Origin of the sequence: Bacillus cereus group sp. Sample62 (assembly GCF_036851315.1) — a bacterium.
GTDB lineage: Bacteria > Bacillota > Bacilli > Bacillales > Bacillaceae_G > Bacillus_A > Bacillus_A wiedmannii.
The window spans coordinates 620048-637414 of the sequence record NZ_JAFLPK010000001.1; the positions used below are offsets into that span (position 1 = coordinate 620048).

The window sequence follows — 17367 nt, forward strand, 5'->3', positions numbered from 1 at the left end:
GGGTTTAAGAGAGTATTATTAATAAAATACTTCAAAAATAAAGAAGGAGCATATGCTCCTTCTTTATTTTTTTCTCCATTTTTTCCACAAATAAAACAATCCAACACACCCCGCTATTGTTACAATCCACTTCGCTTCATTCGTTCCATTCATGACATGATAGGCAGAATATACTTCGATTAACAAAGCCGGTATTTTCCCTATTGTGCTGGCAATACTGAAAGAGAGTAGTGACATTTTGCCTAGAGCGGCAAATAAAGTAACGATACTTGATGGGATGAAAGGTATGAATCGAAACGATAGAACGAGTAGAAAGGCTTCTCTACCTTCTACATAAAGTAGGCGTTCTACCTTTGGATACTTATTTACTTTGTTGTGAGTGAATTTCTGAAGGCCTATACGATAAATATAAAACGAGATAATAGCCCCTAATGCCTCACCAGCGATCGAAATAATAGTTCCGTTTGTTACACCAAAGAGCTGTATGTTAATAGCGGTCAAAAAAATACTAGGGATAAAACCTAGAAGACTGATGATGACGTTAATTAAGATACTAAGTGGAATTGCGATTGAATAATAGTCTGTTAAGAAGTTTTGAATTGTTTCAGCCATTGTTTAAAATCCTTTATCTTTTTTTGCATTACACCATATTTCTATTGTGTAGGCAAGTGCAAATTTACATAATGTAGGAAACTGTTGATAAAACACCGTTTATATACCTTATTAGGGTATTGGGTATATAAAATGAGGGGTATATTTTTATGGTTTAAAAAACACCAAACGAACCCCATATTTACAGGGTTCGTTTGGTGTTTTAAGTGGTGTTTTAAGTCGGGAAATAATCAGTAAAATATAGGGGTATATTTCGGAGGGGGTCCAAAATAGTAGTTTGATGAAACTAGGGTGGTAATATGGCAAAATTGATGAGGAATTTAAAAAGTGTATATGTTTTTTCGTTGTGAAATTGACTTTTAGTGAAGTTACGATAATAATCATGGAAGAGGTGATATGATGAAACGAATAAGTAGTCTTTTCTTGAGTAGTTTATTGGCATTAATGCTGATCTTAAGTGGATGTGCAGGAAAAGAACAAAAAACAGAGAAACAAACAGGGAATCAATCGACATCAGTAGAAAAAATTAGTGATAATATTTTAGATGAAATGGAAGGGCCACCTAAAAATGGTCATACGATTGAAAGACATGTAGGAAAATCAGAAGAGGATTTGAAGAATCGCTTGAAGACAGATAAAGTATCAGCGGCAAGTACATACTATGATAAGGAAACAGCGACGAAAGCTGTAAAAGATAGTTTGAAGCAGCATGAGAAGGAAATTCAAGATTGGTTAAAAAATTCTAAAGAGGCTCGTCTCGTATTAAATACAACTCATTCATTCCCAGTTGGAAAAACGGTAATAAAGAAAAATATGAATGTAAAAGACAAGTTAGTAAAAACTGTTACTGTTTTGGCGAGAGATAAGTCAGGAGATTTAGGATATAAGATCATTACTTCTTATCCATCTGATAAATAAGAAGGGGGAGTAAATATGTATACGACATTACAATATTTTCTCAAATCGTATTGTACGTTAAGTATCCATGAGGATGAAATAGTAGGCGTGATGGAAGAGTTTATAGAGCAAGAAGATGAAGAAATTGTTTTGAAATTACGCGATGAATTATTATATATGAAGAAAAAAAACGCTTGGGAAGAGGCGTGCGTATTAGCTGCGAAGCAAGGAAATCGCATGTGGTCTTTAGAAGAAACGAAAGACCATCTTGAAGCTTTTTTACTATTATTGCAAAAGAAAGAGGCGTGAATAGATCACGCCTCTTTTGTTTGCAAATTTGATAGTGTCTCATTGTGTTGGGGCACTTTTATATACGCTTTTTGAAATTTGTCTATTTGATACTACTTCACCGTTTTGTGTTACTTTTTTATACGTAACCGCTGTTATTTTATCACCAGTTCTACTAACTACTTGAGAAGAAACTTCAACATTTTTACCAGTATTTGTACCAAAAATGCGAGTAGTAATACTACCGCCATTTGAAAATGCTTGAATATAAATATGATTGCCTGTATTGTTTTTAAATTTTAAATCCGGACCATAATCTGCCACTGCTGCATCTTGCCCAAGTGGTAAATAATTTACGGGCATAGAATGATTGCTTCGAGAAACAATTCCTAAATCTGCTCTTAAAGCTGCGCTATATAAAGTGCTACTAACTTGGCAAACGCCTCCGCCTGCACTTTGTATAACTTTACCTTGTGAAAATACTGCTGCGGATTTATAACCATGGGCAGCATCCGTTACGCCAACACGGCCATTAAAACTAAACGTTTCATCAGGTGCGACAATAACTCCACTTAAAGTATTAGCTGACTTATTTACGTTATAGGACTGGTTTCCATTCCGACCAGCCATTGGAGTTGAATATTCAGCAATTACTTCTTTAATCCCCATTTTCTGTATATCTTCTGTAGAACGCTCAGGTTTTAAGAGTGTAACTGGTAATGTAACGTCCGATGAGCCAGAAGTAATGGCTTGCTGCGTTAAATCAGTTAGTTTTCCTTTATCAATTTTTTCTCCATTTTGACTTTGGCTAATATTTACTGTAGAGCCTTCAACACTTAATTCTGCATTAACAGGATTTTTTAATGTGTCATTATATTTATCCTTCATAAAGCTTTCATAAGCAGTTGTATTTAATTGAGCTGTTAATTTATAGTCACGTTTTAATTCACCGCTTTCGGCCTGCTTCCGCATTTGGTAACGATTCATTGCGCTTCCTTCTTGTTCTTTAAAGATTTTGTCGATAATATCTTTTTCTTTATAATTTATCCCTAAATCTTTCCATGTGTACGTTTGTTTATCATTTTGGAATATGTAGGTAAGAGATTTTTGATCTAATTCAGTTACCTTTTGATTAATAATTGCTTGAATATCTTTTTTATTTTTTCCATCGAGAGAAATACCTTCAAATGTAGTATTTGGTAATGCAGTAGTATCTAATTGATTATTTAGTTTGGATACATATTGATATCCACTAACACCGCCTACACAAAGTAATATGCCTCCAGTAATTGCAGAACCGATCAGTATTTTACTTAGCTTCATTTATTTCCCCCCAGAAATTTTTGTATAAATATATGTATTACATTTTTTGTATAAAAATGATGAAAATAACATTATGTACGTACTAGTATACTATTATTTCCACTATGTGTGTAATGTTTTTATAAAAAATGTTACACTGTTGTAATAATTGTCTCTTTTTGTCACAATATGTACGAGAAATATGTTGAAAATTATAATAAAAAGGCTGTCTAGAAAGATCTAGCAGCCTTTTTATTATAATTTTTTATGTTCATTTTTATTCGTAACACCGAGATGTTCTTGTAGTGTTGTCGAAATATTATTGACGCTTGTTTCATTTGGAACGTAATAATAAATACCACCTATATATTTATCAGTACCTTCTACTTGCATTTTGTCCATTTTTAAATTGGAATCCATTGAATTTTTGGCAATTGTCATCATATCATCAAAAGTTAAATTTGTTTTTAAGTCTTTATCGACAGCGTCTAATAGGCCACCGATTTTATTAATAGAATTAAGAGAAAGTGCTTTTGCAGCAATAGCTTCTAAAACAAGCTGTTGTCGTTGACCGCGCATATAATCACTGTCGATATGACGAGTTCTAGCTAGCGCTAATGCCTCTTCTCCATTTAAATGTTGACGTCCTTTTTTTAGATGAATAGCATCTGCTTCGTCTTTACTATTTTGTTCTGAAAACTCAACTGGAACATCGACAGTAATACCACCAAGAGAATCGACAATTTTGATAAACGATTTAAAGTTGAATTTTACATAGTAATCAACTGGAACATCTAAAAATTTCTCCACTGTATCAATTGTGCTATCCACACCACCGAATACGTGCGCATGTGTAATTTTATCGTATTTATCACGTGATTTAATGTAGACACGTGAGTCACGTGGAATACTCACAAGTTTAACAGATTTATCGTTTTTATTAATTGTTGCAAGTAATAGCGCATCCGTACGAGTTGCTTTTCCATAACTCTTGTCCCTAATATCACTTTCATCAACACCCATAATAAGTACGGAAATGTTGTCAGTCATAGGTTTCACGGCTTTTTCACGTTTGCTGGATTTATCCCCGCGGCCCAGTTCAGAATAAGCATTACTTAATACAGACTTTGCTTTACTGTATATATGGAAGGAGTAACCTCCTGCTCCAAGTGCTATAATCAGTAATGGAATAAGAAGGAACCAGAGTAGGCGTTTTTTCTTTGAGTGTCCTTTTTTGGCTCGGGTATCTTTGTTCATATCGGATTTCATCATTTTTCTCCTTTAAAACTATCAAAGTGTATACATCTAGAAGCGCATTCAAACACATAAAAAATATTGTACGCTAAATAAAAGCGATTGTACATGTATAAAAAATAGATGTCTTGATTATTTATAAGACACCTATTCATTATTGTATACAAAAGATAGGGATAAGAAAATGATAAAATTTTACCTAATTACAACATAATGCTTACGATAATTGCAGATAAAATACTAACGAGAGTAGCTCCATATAGTAATTTAAGGCCAAATCTGGCAACGACGTTTCCTTGTTCTTCGTTTAACCCTTTTACTGCACCTGAAATAATACCGATAGAAGAAAAATTGGCAAAAGAAACGAGAAAAACAGAAATGATCCCCACTGTACGGGGAGAAAGGCTATTAGAAATTTTACTAAGGTCCATCATTGCTACAAATTCATTCGTTACAAGCTTCGTTGCCATAATGCTACCAGCTGTGACAATTTCAGAACTTGGTACACCGATAAGGAATGCAACAGGCGCAAATACGTAACCGATTAATTGCTGGAAAGTAATGCCGAATATAATGAAAAATAGGTCATTAATGCAGCTAATTAATGCGACGAATCCGATGAGCATAGCGCCGACAACAATAGCTACGCGAAAGCCATCTAGAATGTATTCTCCAAGCATTTCAAAAAAGCTTTGCTTTTCGCCTTTAATTTCTAAAATATCTTCGTCATCTTTAACGTCGTAAGGATTGATGATGAGTACGATAATAAAACCACTAAATAAATTGAGAACGAGTGCGGTTACTACATATTTAGGCTCGATCATTGTCATATAGGCACCTACGATAGACATAGATACGGTTGACATGGCAGAAGCACAAAGTGTATAAAGACGGTGTTTTGGAATTTGAGCTAATTGCTTTTTAACTGTAATAAAAACTTCTGATTGGCCGACAATGGCAGAGGCGATAGCGTTGTAAGATTCTAATTTCCCAAGACCATTTATTTTGCTAAGGAAGTAACCAGTCCAATGAATAAAAAATGGTAGTATTTTGAAATGTTGTAGTATACCAATTAAGACGGAAATGAAGACAATTGGTAATAATACAGTAAGGAAAAATGACATTTCACCTTTATTGGCAAGACCGCCAAATACAAAGTTTATACCATCAGCAGCGTAATCGAGTAGCTTTGTAAACAGACTGGAAATGACCCGAATAAGTATGAGGCCGATTTCTGTATTTAATAATAAATAGGTTAAAATCAACTGTATAATAAGCATGATGAAAATTGGTTTAAATTTAATATGTTTCTTATTGTTGCTAGCAATATAAGCAAGGAAGAAAACAACGATAAGTCCCACGAAAAAAGTAATAAATTTCATAGTAAGCCCCCTAAAAGAGATATTCTGCTATATATGTTTTTCATTTCAAGGGAGAATATGCATCTTTGGTAAAGAAAGGAATAGAGAGAGCATGAATATATGTAGAGTGCACCACGTTGCAATTATTTGTTCGAATTATGAACTGTCAAAGGATTTTTATACTCGGATATTAGGTTTTAAAGCGATAAATGAAGTATATAGAAAAGAACGAGATTCTTATAAGTTAGATTTATGTGTAGGGGAAGAGTATCAAATTGAATTATTTTCATTTCCTAGTCCACCTGAGCGCCCAAGTTTTCCAGAAGCAGCTGGACTTAGACATTTAGCATTTGCTGTTACAAATATAGAAGAAGCTGTAAACCATTTAAAACAATGCGGTGTGGAGACTGAAGCGATACGCACGGATGAACTTACGGATAAAAAATTTGTCTTTTTCCAAGATCCTGATGGCTTGCCTTTAGAATTGTATGAGACTTGAAATTGGTGAATTTTATATAGGGTTGCTTTCAAATAAATGAAGAAACTAAAGTGAAACTTCTTTTTTAAAGGAGGTGTAACTTTAGCTAAGAAAGCTAAAGGACATATGTGGATATTTTAAAATTACTGATGGTAGCCATCCTTATTGCGTTAACAGCATTTTTTGTGGCTGTGGAGTTTGCAATTATTAAGGTGCGTAGCAGTCGTATTGATCAACTCGTTAGTGAGAAACGACGAGGAGCATTAGCAGCAAAAAAGGTAACTTCGAATTTAGATGAATATTTATCAGCATGTCAGTTAGGTATTACAATTACTGCTTTAGGGCTTGGGTGGTTAGGCGAGCCGACTATAAAACATTTACTCGAGCCGTTGTTTTTAAAACTACACCTATCTCCTGCAATTGCAAGTACAGTTTCATTTATTATTGCCTTTGCAGTTATTACGTTTTTACATGTTGTCATTGGTGAACTTGCTCCGAAGACGCTCGCTATACAAAGGGCAGAGCAAGTTAGCTTATTATTATCGAAGCCAATTATTTACTTTTACCGAGTAATGTATCCGTTTATTTGGGCTTTAAATGGTTCTGCAAGGCTTGTAACAGGGTTATTCGGATTACATCCGGCTTCGGAACATGAAGTAGCTCATTCGGAGGAAGAATTACGATTAATCTTATCTGAGAGTTATGAGAGTGGAGAGATTAATCAAAGGGAATTTAAATATGTAAATAATATTTTTGAATTCGATAATAGAGTCGCAAAGGAAATTATGGTACCTCGTACGGAAGTTGTAGGTTTATATGAGGACGAACTATTTGAAACACATATTAAAATAATCGCACAAGAAAAGTACACGAGATATCCCGTATTTGGTGAAGATAAAGATGAAATTATTGGGATGGTTAATGTAAAGGATTTATTTATTCGTTATATGGATGGTAATCGAGATGAGGAGTGCTCGATTACACCATATACAAGGCCAGTTATTGAGGTGTTAGAAAATATCCCTATTCATGATTTGCTATTACAAATGCAAAGAAAGCGAATTCCATTAGCTGTATTATATGATGAATATGGTGGTACAGCGGGGATCGTTACACTAGAAGATATTTTAGAAGAAATTGTTGGAGAAATCCGAGATGAATACGATGAAGATGAACACCCGCCTATAGAGCATATAAGTGAAGGGTGTAAAATTGTAGAGGGAAAAGTGCTTATTAGTGAAGTAAATGATTTATTCGGCATACATTTAATCGCTGATGATGTAGATACAATTGGTGGCTGGATTATGGTACAAAAGCAAATCGTTGCTGAAGGAGATATTATTGAAAAACACGGCTTTTCTTTTAAAGTTCTTGAAAAGGATGTGCATCAAATTAAACGAGTGGAAATAAAGAAGGTAGAAGAATGATTTTCTATAAATTTTTATAAAAGGTATATATAGAAAAATAAATGTTTGCGCTTTCAAAAAAGGTGCTATATAGTGAAGGTGGATACTGAAAAATTCTTTTAAATGATACTCGTGTTTTTAGAGGCGAATTTTTTAGATAAGGATTTAGAATGAAAAGTATAGGTGATGAAAATGATAGCAACGAAGGATATACGTATAGAGAAAGATTTTTTAGGTGAAAAGGAAGTACCGAGTGTAGCTTATTATGGGGTACAAACATTACGTGCTGTAGAAAACTTCCCGATTACAGGATATCGCATTCATCCGTCACTCATTACGGCAATGGCAATTGTGAAAAAAGCGGCGGCACTTGCAAATATGGATACTGGTTACTTAGCTAAAGACATTGGAGATGAAATTGCAGAAGCAGCGCAAGAAATTGTTGATGGAAAATTCCATGATCAGTTTATCGTGGACCCAATCCAAGGCGGTGCTGGAACTTCTATTAATATGAATACGAATGAAGTAATCGCTAATCGAGCATTAGAACGTATGGGATATGAAAAAGGCGAGTATGCGAAAATTAGCCCAAACACGCATGTGAACATGGCTCAATCAACGAATGATGCGTTTCCAACGGGAATTCATATTGCAACTCTTATGATGTTAGAGGAACTTCTTATTACAATGGAAGAACTTCATGCTGCTTTCCGTGCAAAAGCAAAAGAGTTCGACCACGTCATTAAAATGGGGCGTACACATTTACAAGATGCTGTTCCGATTCGTCTTGGACAAGAATTTGAAGCGTATAGCCGAGTGCTTGAACGTGATATAAAAAGAATTAAACAGTCTCGCCAACATTTATATGAAGTGAACATGGGGGCGACAGCTGTTGGTACGGGATTAAATGCAAACCCTACGTACATTGAACAAGTGGTTAAACATTTACGAACATTTAGCGGATTCCCACTTGTTGGTGCAGAGCATTTAGTTGATGCAACGCAAAATACAGATGCATACACAGAAGTATCTGCGGCATTAAAAGTATGTATGATGAATATGTCTAAAATTGCGAATGACCTTCGTATTATGGCATCTGGTCCACGTGTTGGATTGGCAGAAATTCAATTACCAGCTCGTCAACCAGGTTCATCTATTATGCCAGGGAAAGTAAATCCTGTTATGGCAGAAGTAATTAATCAAGTTGCTTTCCAAGTAATTGGTAATGATCATACAATTTGCTTAGCATCAGAAGCAGGACAATTAGAGTTAAACGTAATGGAGCCTGTACTCGTATTTAATTTAATTCAATCTATTAGTATTATGAATAACGGATTCCGTGTATTCCGTGAATATTGCATTAAAGGAATTACAGCAAATGAAGAATTGTTGAAGCAATATGTTGAGAAAAGTGTTGGGATTATTACAGCAGTTAACCCTCATATTGGTTACGAAGCAGCATCTCGTATTGCACGTGAAGCAATTGAAACAGGAAAATCTGTTAGGGAGTTATGTTTAGAACATGGTGTACTGACAGAAGAAGAATTGGATATTATTTTAGATCCATTCGAAATGACGCATCCTGAAATTGCTGGAGCTTCTTTATTAAAGAACAAGAAAATGTAATGTGAAAAAACACCGATCCATTTGGATCGGTGTTTTATTTTTAAAAGATATTAAATACAGCGTTTAATTGAAGTAAGCTAATAACAGCTAAGAAGATTAAACTGTATTTCATTGCTGTTTTAAATAAGGCAGATTCTTGACCAACTAGTCCAACTGCTGCACAAGCAACTGCTACAGATTGTGGTGAAACCATTTTCGCCATTGTACCACCTACTACGTTTAAAGCAACGAGTGTAGAAGGAACGATGTTTAATTGATCTGCAGTTACTGCTTGAAGTGGTGCGAATAATGAACCACTTGATACTACTGATCCTGTAATGAATACGCCAATCCATCCTAAGATTGGAGAAAGAACTGGGAATGCATTACCAGTAGAAGAGAATGCAAGTCCAAGTGTAGATGACATACCAGAGTAATTCTCTACGTAAGCTAAAGCGATAACGCTACAAATTGTATATACTGGAGCTTTTAGTTCCTTCATTGTTTCAACTATTAGTTCTTTAATCATCTTACCCTTTACGCGGTAAACGATAAGTGAAACGATAATTGCTAATACGATTGCAGTAGTTGTAGAAGAGAATACATCAAACTTGAAAACAGCTGCGAAAGGTGTATCAGCTTTTGTAATTGGTGTAGTTTTCATAACAGCATTATGAAGACCAGGGAACTGAATGTTAAATACTAAGTTTGCTAGTGCGCCATCCGGAGCAAATAAAGCTTTAATTGGTTTTAAATTAAAGATTGTTACGAATGCAGTTAAGAATACGAATGGAGACCAAGCATATAAAATTTGATTGAATGTATGAGATCCTTTTTCTTCTTGTTTTTCTTCTTTAGTAGAAGATTTTGGCTGCCAAACACGTAAGAATAGTGCAAGAGAGACCATACTTACAACAGCTGCGAAAATATTAGTAAGTTCTGCACCTAAGAAGTAAGTTACAAGGAACTGAGTAATGGCGAAAGAAAAACCACTTACAAGAATACCTTGCCAAGTTTCTTTAATACCTTTAATTCCATCGACCATTGAAACAAGTAAGAAAGGTAAAATAATGCTAATGAAAGGTAAAATAAGAACAGTTTGACGACCGATAGTTAATGCATCGAGTTCAGTTAATTGTGCTGGTACTGTAACTGGGATACCCATAGCACCCATAGCACCACCAGCGATGTTAGCTACTAAACAAATACCTGCTGCTTTTAATGGATTAAAGCCCATACCTACAAGTAGTGCAGCTGTAATAGCAACTGGAACCCCTAGACCAGCTGCGCCTTCTAAGAAAGCACCGAAAGAATAAGCAATTAATAATACTTGTAAACGTTGATCATTTGTAATGCTTGAAATACTATCACGAATGATGTTGAATTGCTCTGTTTTAACAGTTAATTTGTAAAGGAAAATTGCTGCGATAACGATAGTACAAATTGGATAAAATCCAGATAAAACACCGAATCCGGCAGATGCTACAGCTACAGTTGCTGGCATTTTATAAACAAATATAGCAAGAATAATAGCGACAATCACACTGTAAAGACCAGCGATATAACTTTTCATTTTCAGTCCCATTAAACAAATGATGAAGCAGAAAATTGGAAGTGCTGCGATTAGTGCAGATAACCAAATATTGTTTAATGGGTCATAAATTTGTGTCCAAGTACTCATAATAATGACAACTCCTATCTATTTTATGTGAAGAAATTCACATTATTTGTGAAACAATTCACAATCAACTTACATGCTTAGTATATTCTCCTTCAACACTATTGTCAACGTAAAAAAGTATAATTATTCCATAATAGTGTTAAAAGGAATACTTTGTTCATAAAGTAGACAAAAAGCGCACTCGAATAGATTTGAGTGCGCTTTTTGAAGTTATTTCCATATTGTTTTATTTGTTCGTATATCATTAATCCTATATGTTAGATGACGTCTTTGCATTAAGTATATAGGATGTTGAAATTTGATAGGTGTCACATGCTGGTCTGAGTTGATCTAGTAAGAAAGAGAAAGTAAATGCATTTAATAGGAAGTTTTGAATAACAGTCTGAGCAAGTACAATACGAATTAAAACAACAATAAGTTAATTTTTAATATTACATTATCTTTTTTACTGAAAATTCCTTTTAGCATAACAAAGAGGTTAAATATGGTTCAACTACGTTACGAGAGGTTATCAATTATGGACGGTATTTTACAATATCATTACTGTACGTTTCAATGAGGTGAAAATATAACAAAAAGCTTGATAAAACAACGTTTGCAAGCAAAGTATTTGCAGCCTGTTGTTTTGCTTTTTCGTTATATCATATAGTATAATATTCAAAATCAGCAAGGATTTATTCCTGAGTTCTTTGCTGGTTAAGATGGAAAAAATTTTCGGCTTTATAAGTTGATAAAGTTATGTCGTAACAGGAAATATAAGAACAGATATATAAATAAATAAAAAGAAAATAAAAACGAAAATGAGGGGAACTTTATGAGCCAAAATCAATTCGAATGTCGTATTTCAGAAGAAGATGTACAAATGTTAAGAGCGTTAGCGCATCCGTTGCGTCTACGCCTAGTAATGGAACTAATGCAACGTGGAACATGTAATGTAACACAATTACAGGAAGTATTAGAAATTCCGCAATCAACAGTTTCACAACATTTAACGAAATTAAAACAAAATAAAGTAGTGCGCTTTGAACGACGAGGATTAGAAGTGTATTATCAAATTCATAATGATAAAGTAAGTGAAGTTGTAAAAACATTATTTTCTTAAAATTTGAATATTATGGAAAAAGACGTGTAGGATATACGTCTTTTTTTATTTGTCAGAAAGGTGATATAAGAGTAAATGTTAGTATGTAAGGAAGAAAAGGCTATCAATTAACATGTTGCTATATGGAATATATTCTAAAGGGAAAAGAAAAGATAGAAAGGAGTGTAGTAAGGAAAAGGAGGAATAGTAGTATGGATGTAAAACGTGCGAAACAGATTTTATCTTCTTCAAGTAGAATTGACGTTACATATGAGGGCGTACCAGTATGGATTGAGAGCTGTGACGAGCAGAGTGGAGTTGCTCAAGTGTATGATGTATCTAATCCTGGAGAAAGCGTTCACGTGAACGTGACGGCCTTAGAGGAGAAGTAATAGAAAAGACGCTTCTAAATGTTTAGAAGCGTCTTTTTTGTGTTATTCCATCATACTTGCAACTTTTTTAGAGCAGAGAAGAAGTACAAATCCTAGGACGATAACGATAATACCAATACTTGCAAATACTTCAAGATAGCCTAATGATTGTGTAAAGGAAGCAAGCTTACCAGCTAACCAGTTAGCCATACCTGAACCAGCTAACCATACCCCCATTAGTAATGATGCTAATTTAACAGGTGCAATTGCACTTACCATTGATAGACCGATTGGTGATAAGAATAGTTCGCCAATTGTATGGAACATATAAGTGATAACGATGAATAATAAGTTTGCTTTAACAGTTATATCAGCTTCACTACTTCCAGTTTTTAGAACCGCTAATGTTAAAACAAGGTAACCTATACCTAGTAAAATCATACCAAATGCCATTTTTGTTGGTATTTTTAAATCGCCACGCTTTGATTTAGAAAGTTTTAACCATAACATAGATACGAATGGTGCAAGTAGTACGATGAACGCTGGATTAACGGATTGGAACCAAGATGTTGGAACTTCCCATCCGAAAATTGTACGATCAACAAATTTATCTGTATAAAGTGTTAAAGAACTACCAGCTTGTTCAAAGCCTGCCCAGAAGAATACTACGAAACAAGTTAAAATTACAATTGCCCAAGTGCGATTTTTTTCTTGTTTTGTTAAAGGTTTCTTTTCGATTGCAGGTTGATTTTTTGTTTTTTTACCAACAACTGTTGTTCCTGCTGTACCAAGATAGCGAGGAGCTAATAAGTTGAAAACAATTTGTCCAATAATCATACCGATACAAGCTGCTAAGAATCCGTATTTATATCCCATAACCATAACGCCATCAACGCTTGTTTTAAAGAAATCTTCTGCTAAAAATCCACAAATAAGTGGAGCGAAGAAAGCACCTACGTTAATACCCATATAGAAGATAGTAAATGCACTGTCACGACGTGAATCATTTTCTTTATACAATTCACCTAACAGTGTAGAAATATTTGGTTTGAAGAATCCATTACCAATAACTAATAGTACTAATCCAAGGAATAGTCCTGTTTTTGTATTCATGGAGAATAGTACAAAGTTACCAATCGCCATAATAATTCCGCCGAGAGTAATGGCATGACGTCTCGTAATATAATGATCAGTTAGCCATCCGCCTATAATTGGCATGAAATATACTGCCGCTGTAAAAGTACCATATAATTGCACTGCGAATGCCTTATCAAATCCTAATCCGCCACTAACGGCAGCTGTTGTTAAATAAAGAACTAAAAGGCCACGCATTCCATAATAACTAAATCTTTCCCACATTTCTGTTAAGAACAACAAATATAATCCTGGTGGATGTTTTTTTGGTGATTGTTGTTCCCCAGCTTTTTCTAATTTTAAAGCTGCATCCATTTTTGTTTCCCCCTAATCCTGTATAACGGATATTTATGTAATTATTTTAATTCACAAAATATTTAGAAGTCAATAGAATTATATGGAAATAGAAAGAAAATTTCTAAAAAAGTTCTATTTTTCTTCAACCGTTACTGTATTTTTCCCTGAAAACCATATAATAAGCGTTTTCAAATGTAATAATTGAATTCTAAAAGAAAATAAAATAATGATTAATCAGAAAATTTAGATTAAAATATTTATTCTAATATAGAGAAAATATATTTTATTTACTTTTTTAATATAACATATTGGGAATAAAAATACAAAACGAAATAATATGACATTTACGTGAAATAGAAAATAACCAGCTCCATAGAAGGGGAGCTGGTTAGAAACATATTATTTAACAAAGCGTTTTTCGATATCATCTAATAGTAGGTTAGCGGCCATTACACCACCAGCTGTATTCCAAATAACGTCGTCAACTTTGTATGCTTTACCATTTTTTACTGCATTTAAATTTCTAAATAGAGGATCATTGATATATTCTTTTTCTAATTCAGAGCCTTTTTTCTCGTTTCCTTTATCGAATGTGAAGTAGAATAATACATCACCATCCATTGCTGAAATACGTTCTTTAGAAACGTTACGTTCTGCAAAGTCATCTTTATTTTGATCACCAGGACGTTTAAATCCAAGTTCTTTTAAAATAACACCAGAGAATGTATCGCCATGATAAATACGAACATCACCAGGCATGAAGCGAACCATAGAGATTTCTTGATTTACTTTATCGCCTAGTTTGGATTTTAAATCTTTCATACGTTTATCGTAATCAGCTAAAACCTTTTGCCCCTCTTTTTCTTTATTTAATGCTTTTGCATAAAATTTGAAGTTATCTTTCCATTCACCACGTAGAGTTTCAGAGAACACAGTAGGTGCAATTGCTGTTAGTTGCTCGTACACTTTTTCGTGACGCATTTTGTTACCGATAATTAAGTCTGGTTTTAAAGAAGCGATTGTTTCCACGTTCACTTGTCCTTCATCACCAACAACTTTTACATCTTTCATTTTATCTTTAATATGTGGATACCATGGGTCACCAGTCCAAGATTTTACAGCTCCAACTGGTTTCACACCTAATTCAAGTAAAGCTTCAGTACCTTCATTTGTTAAAATAACTACACGTTTTGGATTAGCAGGAACTTCTGTTTTACCCATAGCATGTTCCACAGTGATCATTTCTTTTTTCGTATCTTCTTTTGATTCTTCTTTCGTATTTGACTTTCCACAAGCACTTAAAAGTAATGAAAAGGCTAGTAAAAATACAAATACTGTAAACGATTTCTTTTGCATGAATTTCATTATGTACCCCCTACATACTGAGAAGTTTTTTCAATAGCAAGCATGATATTAAGCCTTTATCTTTTGATTGTCAATATATATGGTTGAAAATAATTCTCATTTCCGTTGACAATGAGAATTAAGTTGAAATACACTTACAACGTATCATTATACATTGAAGGGGAAACGCTGCATGTTATTAAAAACAAATCGAGCAAAATGGATTGGATTATTTGTTGGGATCATTGCAGTTATTATTTGTATTTGGGGAAGTATTATTTTCGGATATACAAATACGAGTTGGAAATTAGCGTTAGATGCTTTTTTCCATTTTAATGGTTCCAATGAACATATTATTATTCAAAATGTGCGCCTTCCAAGGGCGTTAATTGCAGCTAGTGTTGGTGCTAGTTTAGCCATTGCAGGTTGTCTTATGCAAACTTTAACGAAGAATCCGCTTGCTTCTCCAGATTTTATTGGATTAAATTCAGGTGCTGCTTTCTTCATAGTTGTAGCAATTGTGATTTTTTCCGTGACATCATTATCAGCTTTCACGTGGATTGCCTTTTTAGGGGCAGCAATTGCAGCGGTGCTTGTATTTGCTTCTAGTTCTTTAGGAAAAGAAGGGACAACGCCTTTGAAGTTAACATTAGCAGGGGTCGCAATTAGTGCGTTATTTTCATCATTAACACAAGGATTACTTGTTTTAAATGAAAAGGCGCTTGAAGAAGTATTATTTTGGCTTGCTGGATCTGTGCAAGGAAGAAAGTTAGAGATTTTACAATCTGTATTCCCATATTTATTAATAGGCTGGATTGCATCTATTATGATGGCAGGGAAAGTAAATACATTGATGATGGGGGAAGACGTCGCGAAAGGGCTTGGACAACGAACAATTTTAATGAAATCATTCGTGTTACTTATTATTGTCCTGTTGTCTGGTGGTTCAGTTGCGGTTGCTGGTCCAATTGGATTTGTTGGAATTATTATCCCGCATTTTGCCAGATTTCTTGTTGGGGTCGATCACAGATGGAGAGTACCATATAGCGGCTTGTTAGGTGCAATACTACTAATCTTGGCTGATATAGCAGCAAGATATGTCATTATGCCACAAGAAGTACCAGTAGGGGTTATGACAGCATTTATTGGTGCACCGTTCTTTATTTATATTGCACGTAAGAGAGGGCTTAGCAAATGAAGAAGTATATTCCGTTTCGTATAGGAAAAGGCGGGCTCTCGTTTTTAATGTATAAACGAGCTTGTCTCGTCTTATTCAGTTTACTAGTTGTTTTAATAGGATTATTTTTTACGAGTGCAGGTATGGGAGACATGAAAATTCCTCCGTATGATGTATGGCAAGCGATTACTGGAAATGGCGATGCGATGTCCAATATGGTTGTAAATAAGTTTCGTATGCCGCGTATTTTAATTGCCATTCTTGTAGGAATCGCACTTGCTGTAGCAGGATGTATTTTACAGGGGCTCGTTCGAAATCCACTGGCTTCTCCTGATATCATCGGGATTACAGGTGGTGCAAGTGTTGCAGTTGTATTATTTCTAGCTATATTTAGTGATAAAAATAATGCGCTAACCGTAAGCATTCATTATATGCCGTTAGCAGCCTTCGCTGGGGCAACGATTGTAGCGCTTTTTGTATATTTATTTGCATGGAGAAATGACGGATTATCACCGATTAGTCTTGTTTTAATTGGTGTTGGTTTTTGGGCATTAACGAAAGCGGCAACGACTTTGTTTATGTTGTTAGCGCCAATTTATCAAGCGAGTCAAGCGAATGTATGGATTACAGGTACTGTTTACGGTTCTTCATGGCAAAACGTTATGGTGCTTGCGCCGTGGGTTCTCATTTTAACGGTAATATCATTTATAGCTGCTAGACATTTAAATGCGCAAGAGCTAGGGGATGATATTGCGGTAGGACTTGGTGTTCCTTTAACGAAGTCACGCGTATTCATGTTATTACTGAGTACAGGTTTAATTGGTGGCGCAGTTGCCTTCGCCGGAGGAATTGGGTTTGTCGGTTTAATGGCACCTCATATTTCACGAAGACTAGTTGGTTCTTTATACGGTGCATTACTCCCAGTTGCGGCTATTGTTGGTGCAATTTTAGTACTTGCTGCAGATTTAATCGGGCGTACAGTTTTCACACCACTTGAAATTCCAGCAGGGGTATTTACATCAGCAATTGGTGCACCTTATTTTATTTATTTACTTTATAAAAGTCGGAATTCATAAAGG

General features: G+C 34.7%; 16 protein-coding genes. 9 read left to right on the forward strand and 7 right to left on the reverse strand.

Going from position 1 to position 17367, the window contains the following annotated elements:
• Positions 1-63: 63 nt before the first annotated feature.
• Positions 64-612 carry a TVP38/TMEM64 family protein gene (locus J0835_RS03120; RefSeq protein WP_046953834.1) on the reverse strand — a complete coding sequence of 183 codons (549 nt, stop codon included), beginning with the start codon at positions 610-612 and terminating at the stop codon, positions 64-66.
• A gap of 399 nt (positions 613-1011) precedes the next feature.
• Between J0835_RS03120 and J0835_RS03125 the strand changes: the two genes are divergently transcribed.
• Together J0835_RS03125 and J0835_RS03130 are read left to right on the forward strand one after the other, a co-directional pair.
• Positions 1012-1530, forward strand: a complete 519-nt coding sequence (locus J0835_RS03125; RefSeq protein WP_140386664.1) for an RNase A-like domain-containing lipoprotein — start codon at positions 1012-1014, stop codon at positions 1528-1530.
• Between the two features lie 15 nt (positions 1531-1545).
• Complete coding sequence (locus J0835_RS03130) at positions 1546-1818, forward strand: hypothetical protein (protein WP_087979393.1); 273 nt, start codon at positions 1546-1548, stop codon at positions 1816-1818.
• A 39-nt stretch (positions 1819-1857) separates the two neighbouring features.
• Here J0835_RS03130 and J0835_RS03135 read toward each other — a convergent pair whose 3' ends face one another.
• The 3 genes from J0835_RS03135 to J0835_RS03145 all read right to left on the reverse strand — a co-directional run bounded on the left by J0835_RS03135 (position 1858) and on the right by J0835_RS03145 (position 5735).
• The gene (locus tag J0835_RS03135; RefSeq protein WP_087979394.1) at positions 1858-3120 is read right to left on the reverse strand and encodes a VanW family protein; all 1263 of its coding nucleotides are present in this window, start codon (positions 3118-3120) and stop codon (positions 1858-1860) included.
• A gap of 234 nt (positions 3121-3354) precedes the next feature.
• Positions 3355-4371 carry an LCP family protein gene (locus tag J0835_RS03140; protein WP_301331568.1) on the reverse strand — a complete coding sequence of 339 codons (1017 nt, stop codon included), beginning with the start codon at positions 4369-4371 and terminating at the stop codon, positions 3355-3357.
• Between the two features lie 185 nt (positions 4372-4556).
• Entirely contained in the window at positions 4557-5735 is a 1179-nt protein-coding gene (locus J0835_RS03145) for a NupC/NupG family nucleoside CNT transporter (RefSeq protein WP_087979396.1), read from the reverse strand.
• A 91-nt stretch (positions 5736-5826) separates the two neighbouring features.
• Between J0835_RS03145 and gloA2 the strand changes: the two genes are divergently transcribed.
• The 3 genes from gloA2 (at position 5827) to aspA (ending at position 9224) form a co-directional block, all read left to right on the forward strand.
• Positions 5827-6213 (forward strand): SMU1112c/YaeR family gloxylase I-like metalloprotein, encoded by a 387-nt coding sequence (gene gloA2 / locus J0835_RS03150; RefSeq protein ID WP_087979397.1) that lies wholly within the window; start codon positions 5827-5829, stop codon positions 6211-6213.
• 107 nt (positions 6214-6320) lie between these two features.
• Positions 6321-7619 carry a hemolysin family protein gene (locus tag J0835_RS03155; protein ID WP_087979398.1) on the forward strand — a complete coding sequence of 433 codons (1299 nt, stop codon included), beginning with the start codon at positions 6321-6323 and terminating at the stop codon, positions 7617-7619.
• A 171-nt stretch (positions 7620-7790) separates the two neighbouring features.
• Positions 7791-9224 (forward strand): aspartate ammonia-lyase, encoded by a 1434-nt coding sequence (gene aspA, locus J0835_RS03160; RefSeq protein WP_087979399.1) that lies wholly within the window; start codon positions 7791-7793, stop codon positions 9222-9224.
• A gap of 40 nt (positions 9225-9264) precedes the next feature.
• On the opposite strand, the gene J0835_RS03165 is transcribed toward aspA, so the two are convergent.
• Positions 9265-10884 (reverse strand): L-lactate permease, encoded by a 1620-nt coding sequence (locus tag J0835_RS03165; protein ID WP_087979400.1) that lies wholly within the window; start codon positions 10882-10884, stop codon positions 9265-9267.
• Positions 10885-11698: 814 nt separating this feature from the next.
• On the opposite strand from J0835_RS03165, the gene J0835_RS03170 reads away from it, so the two are divergent.
• A complete protein-coding gene (locus J0835_RS03170; RefSeq protein WP_000081429.1) occupies positions 11699-11986 on the forward strand; it encodes an ArsR/SmtB family transcription factor in 288 nt (95 codons plus the stop codon).
• Positions 11987-12177: 191 nt separating this feature from the next.
• Positions 12178-12357 (forward strand): acid-soluble spore protein H, encoded by a 180-nt coding sequence (locus J0835_RS03175; RefSeq protein ID WP_087979401.1) that lies wholly within the window; start codon positions 12178-12180, stop codon positions 12355-12357.
• A gap of 42 nt (positions 12358-12399) precedes the next feature.
• Here J0835_RS03175 and J0835_RS03180 read toward each other — a convergent pair whose 3' ends face one another.
• Together J0835_RS03180 and J0835_RS03185 are read right to left on the reverse strand one after the other, a co-directional pair.
• A complete protein-coding gene (locus tag J0835_RS03180) occupies positions 12400-13785 on the reverse strand; it encodes a peptide MFS transporter (RefSeq protein ID WP_087979402.1) in 1386 nt (461 codons plus the stop codon).
• 381 nt (positions 13786-14166) lie between these two features.
• Complete coding sequence (locus tag J0835_RS03185; RefSeq protein WP_087979403.1) at positions 14167-15132, reverse strand: ABC transporter substrate-binding protein; 966 nt, start codon at positions 15130-15132, stop codon at positions 14167-14169.
• Between the two features lie 172 nt (positions 15133-15304).
• Between J0835_RS03185 and J0835_RS03190 the strand changes: the two genes are divergently transcribed.
• Together J0835_RS03190 and J0835_RS03195 are read left to right on the forward strand one after the other, a co-directional pair.
• A complete protein-coding gene (locus tag J0835_RS03190) occupies positions 15305-16309 on the forward strand; it encodes a FecCD family ABC transporter permease (protein WP_087979404.1) in 1005 nt (334 codons plus the stop codon).
• Positions 16306-17364, forward strand: coding sequence for a FecCD family ABC transporter permease (locus tag J0835_RS03195; protein ID WP_087979405.1), 1059 nt, complete (start codon positions 16306-16308; stop codon positions 17362-17364). Before J0835_RS03190 ends, J0835_RS03195 begins: the two co-directional genes overlap by 4 nt.
• The last annotated feature ends 3 nt before the right edge of the window (positions 17365-17367 follow it).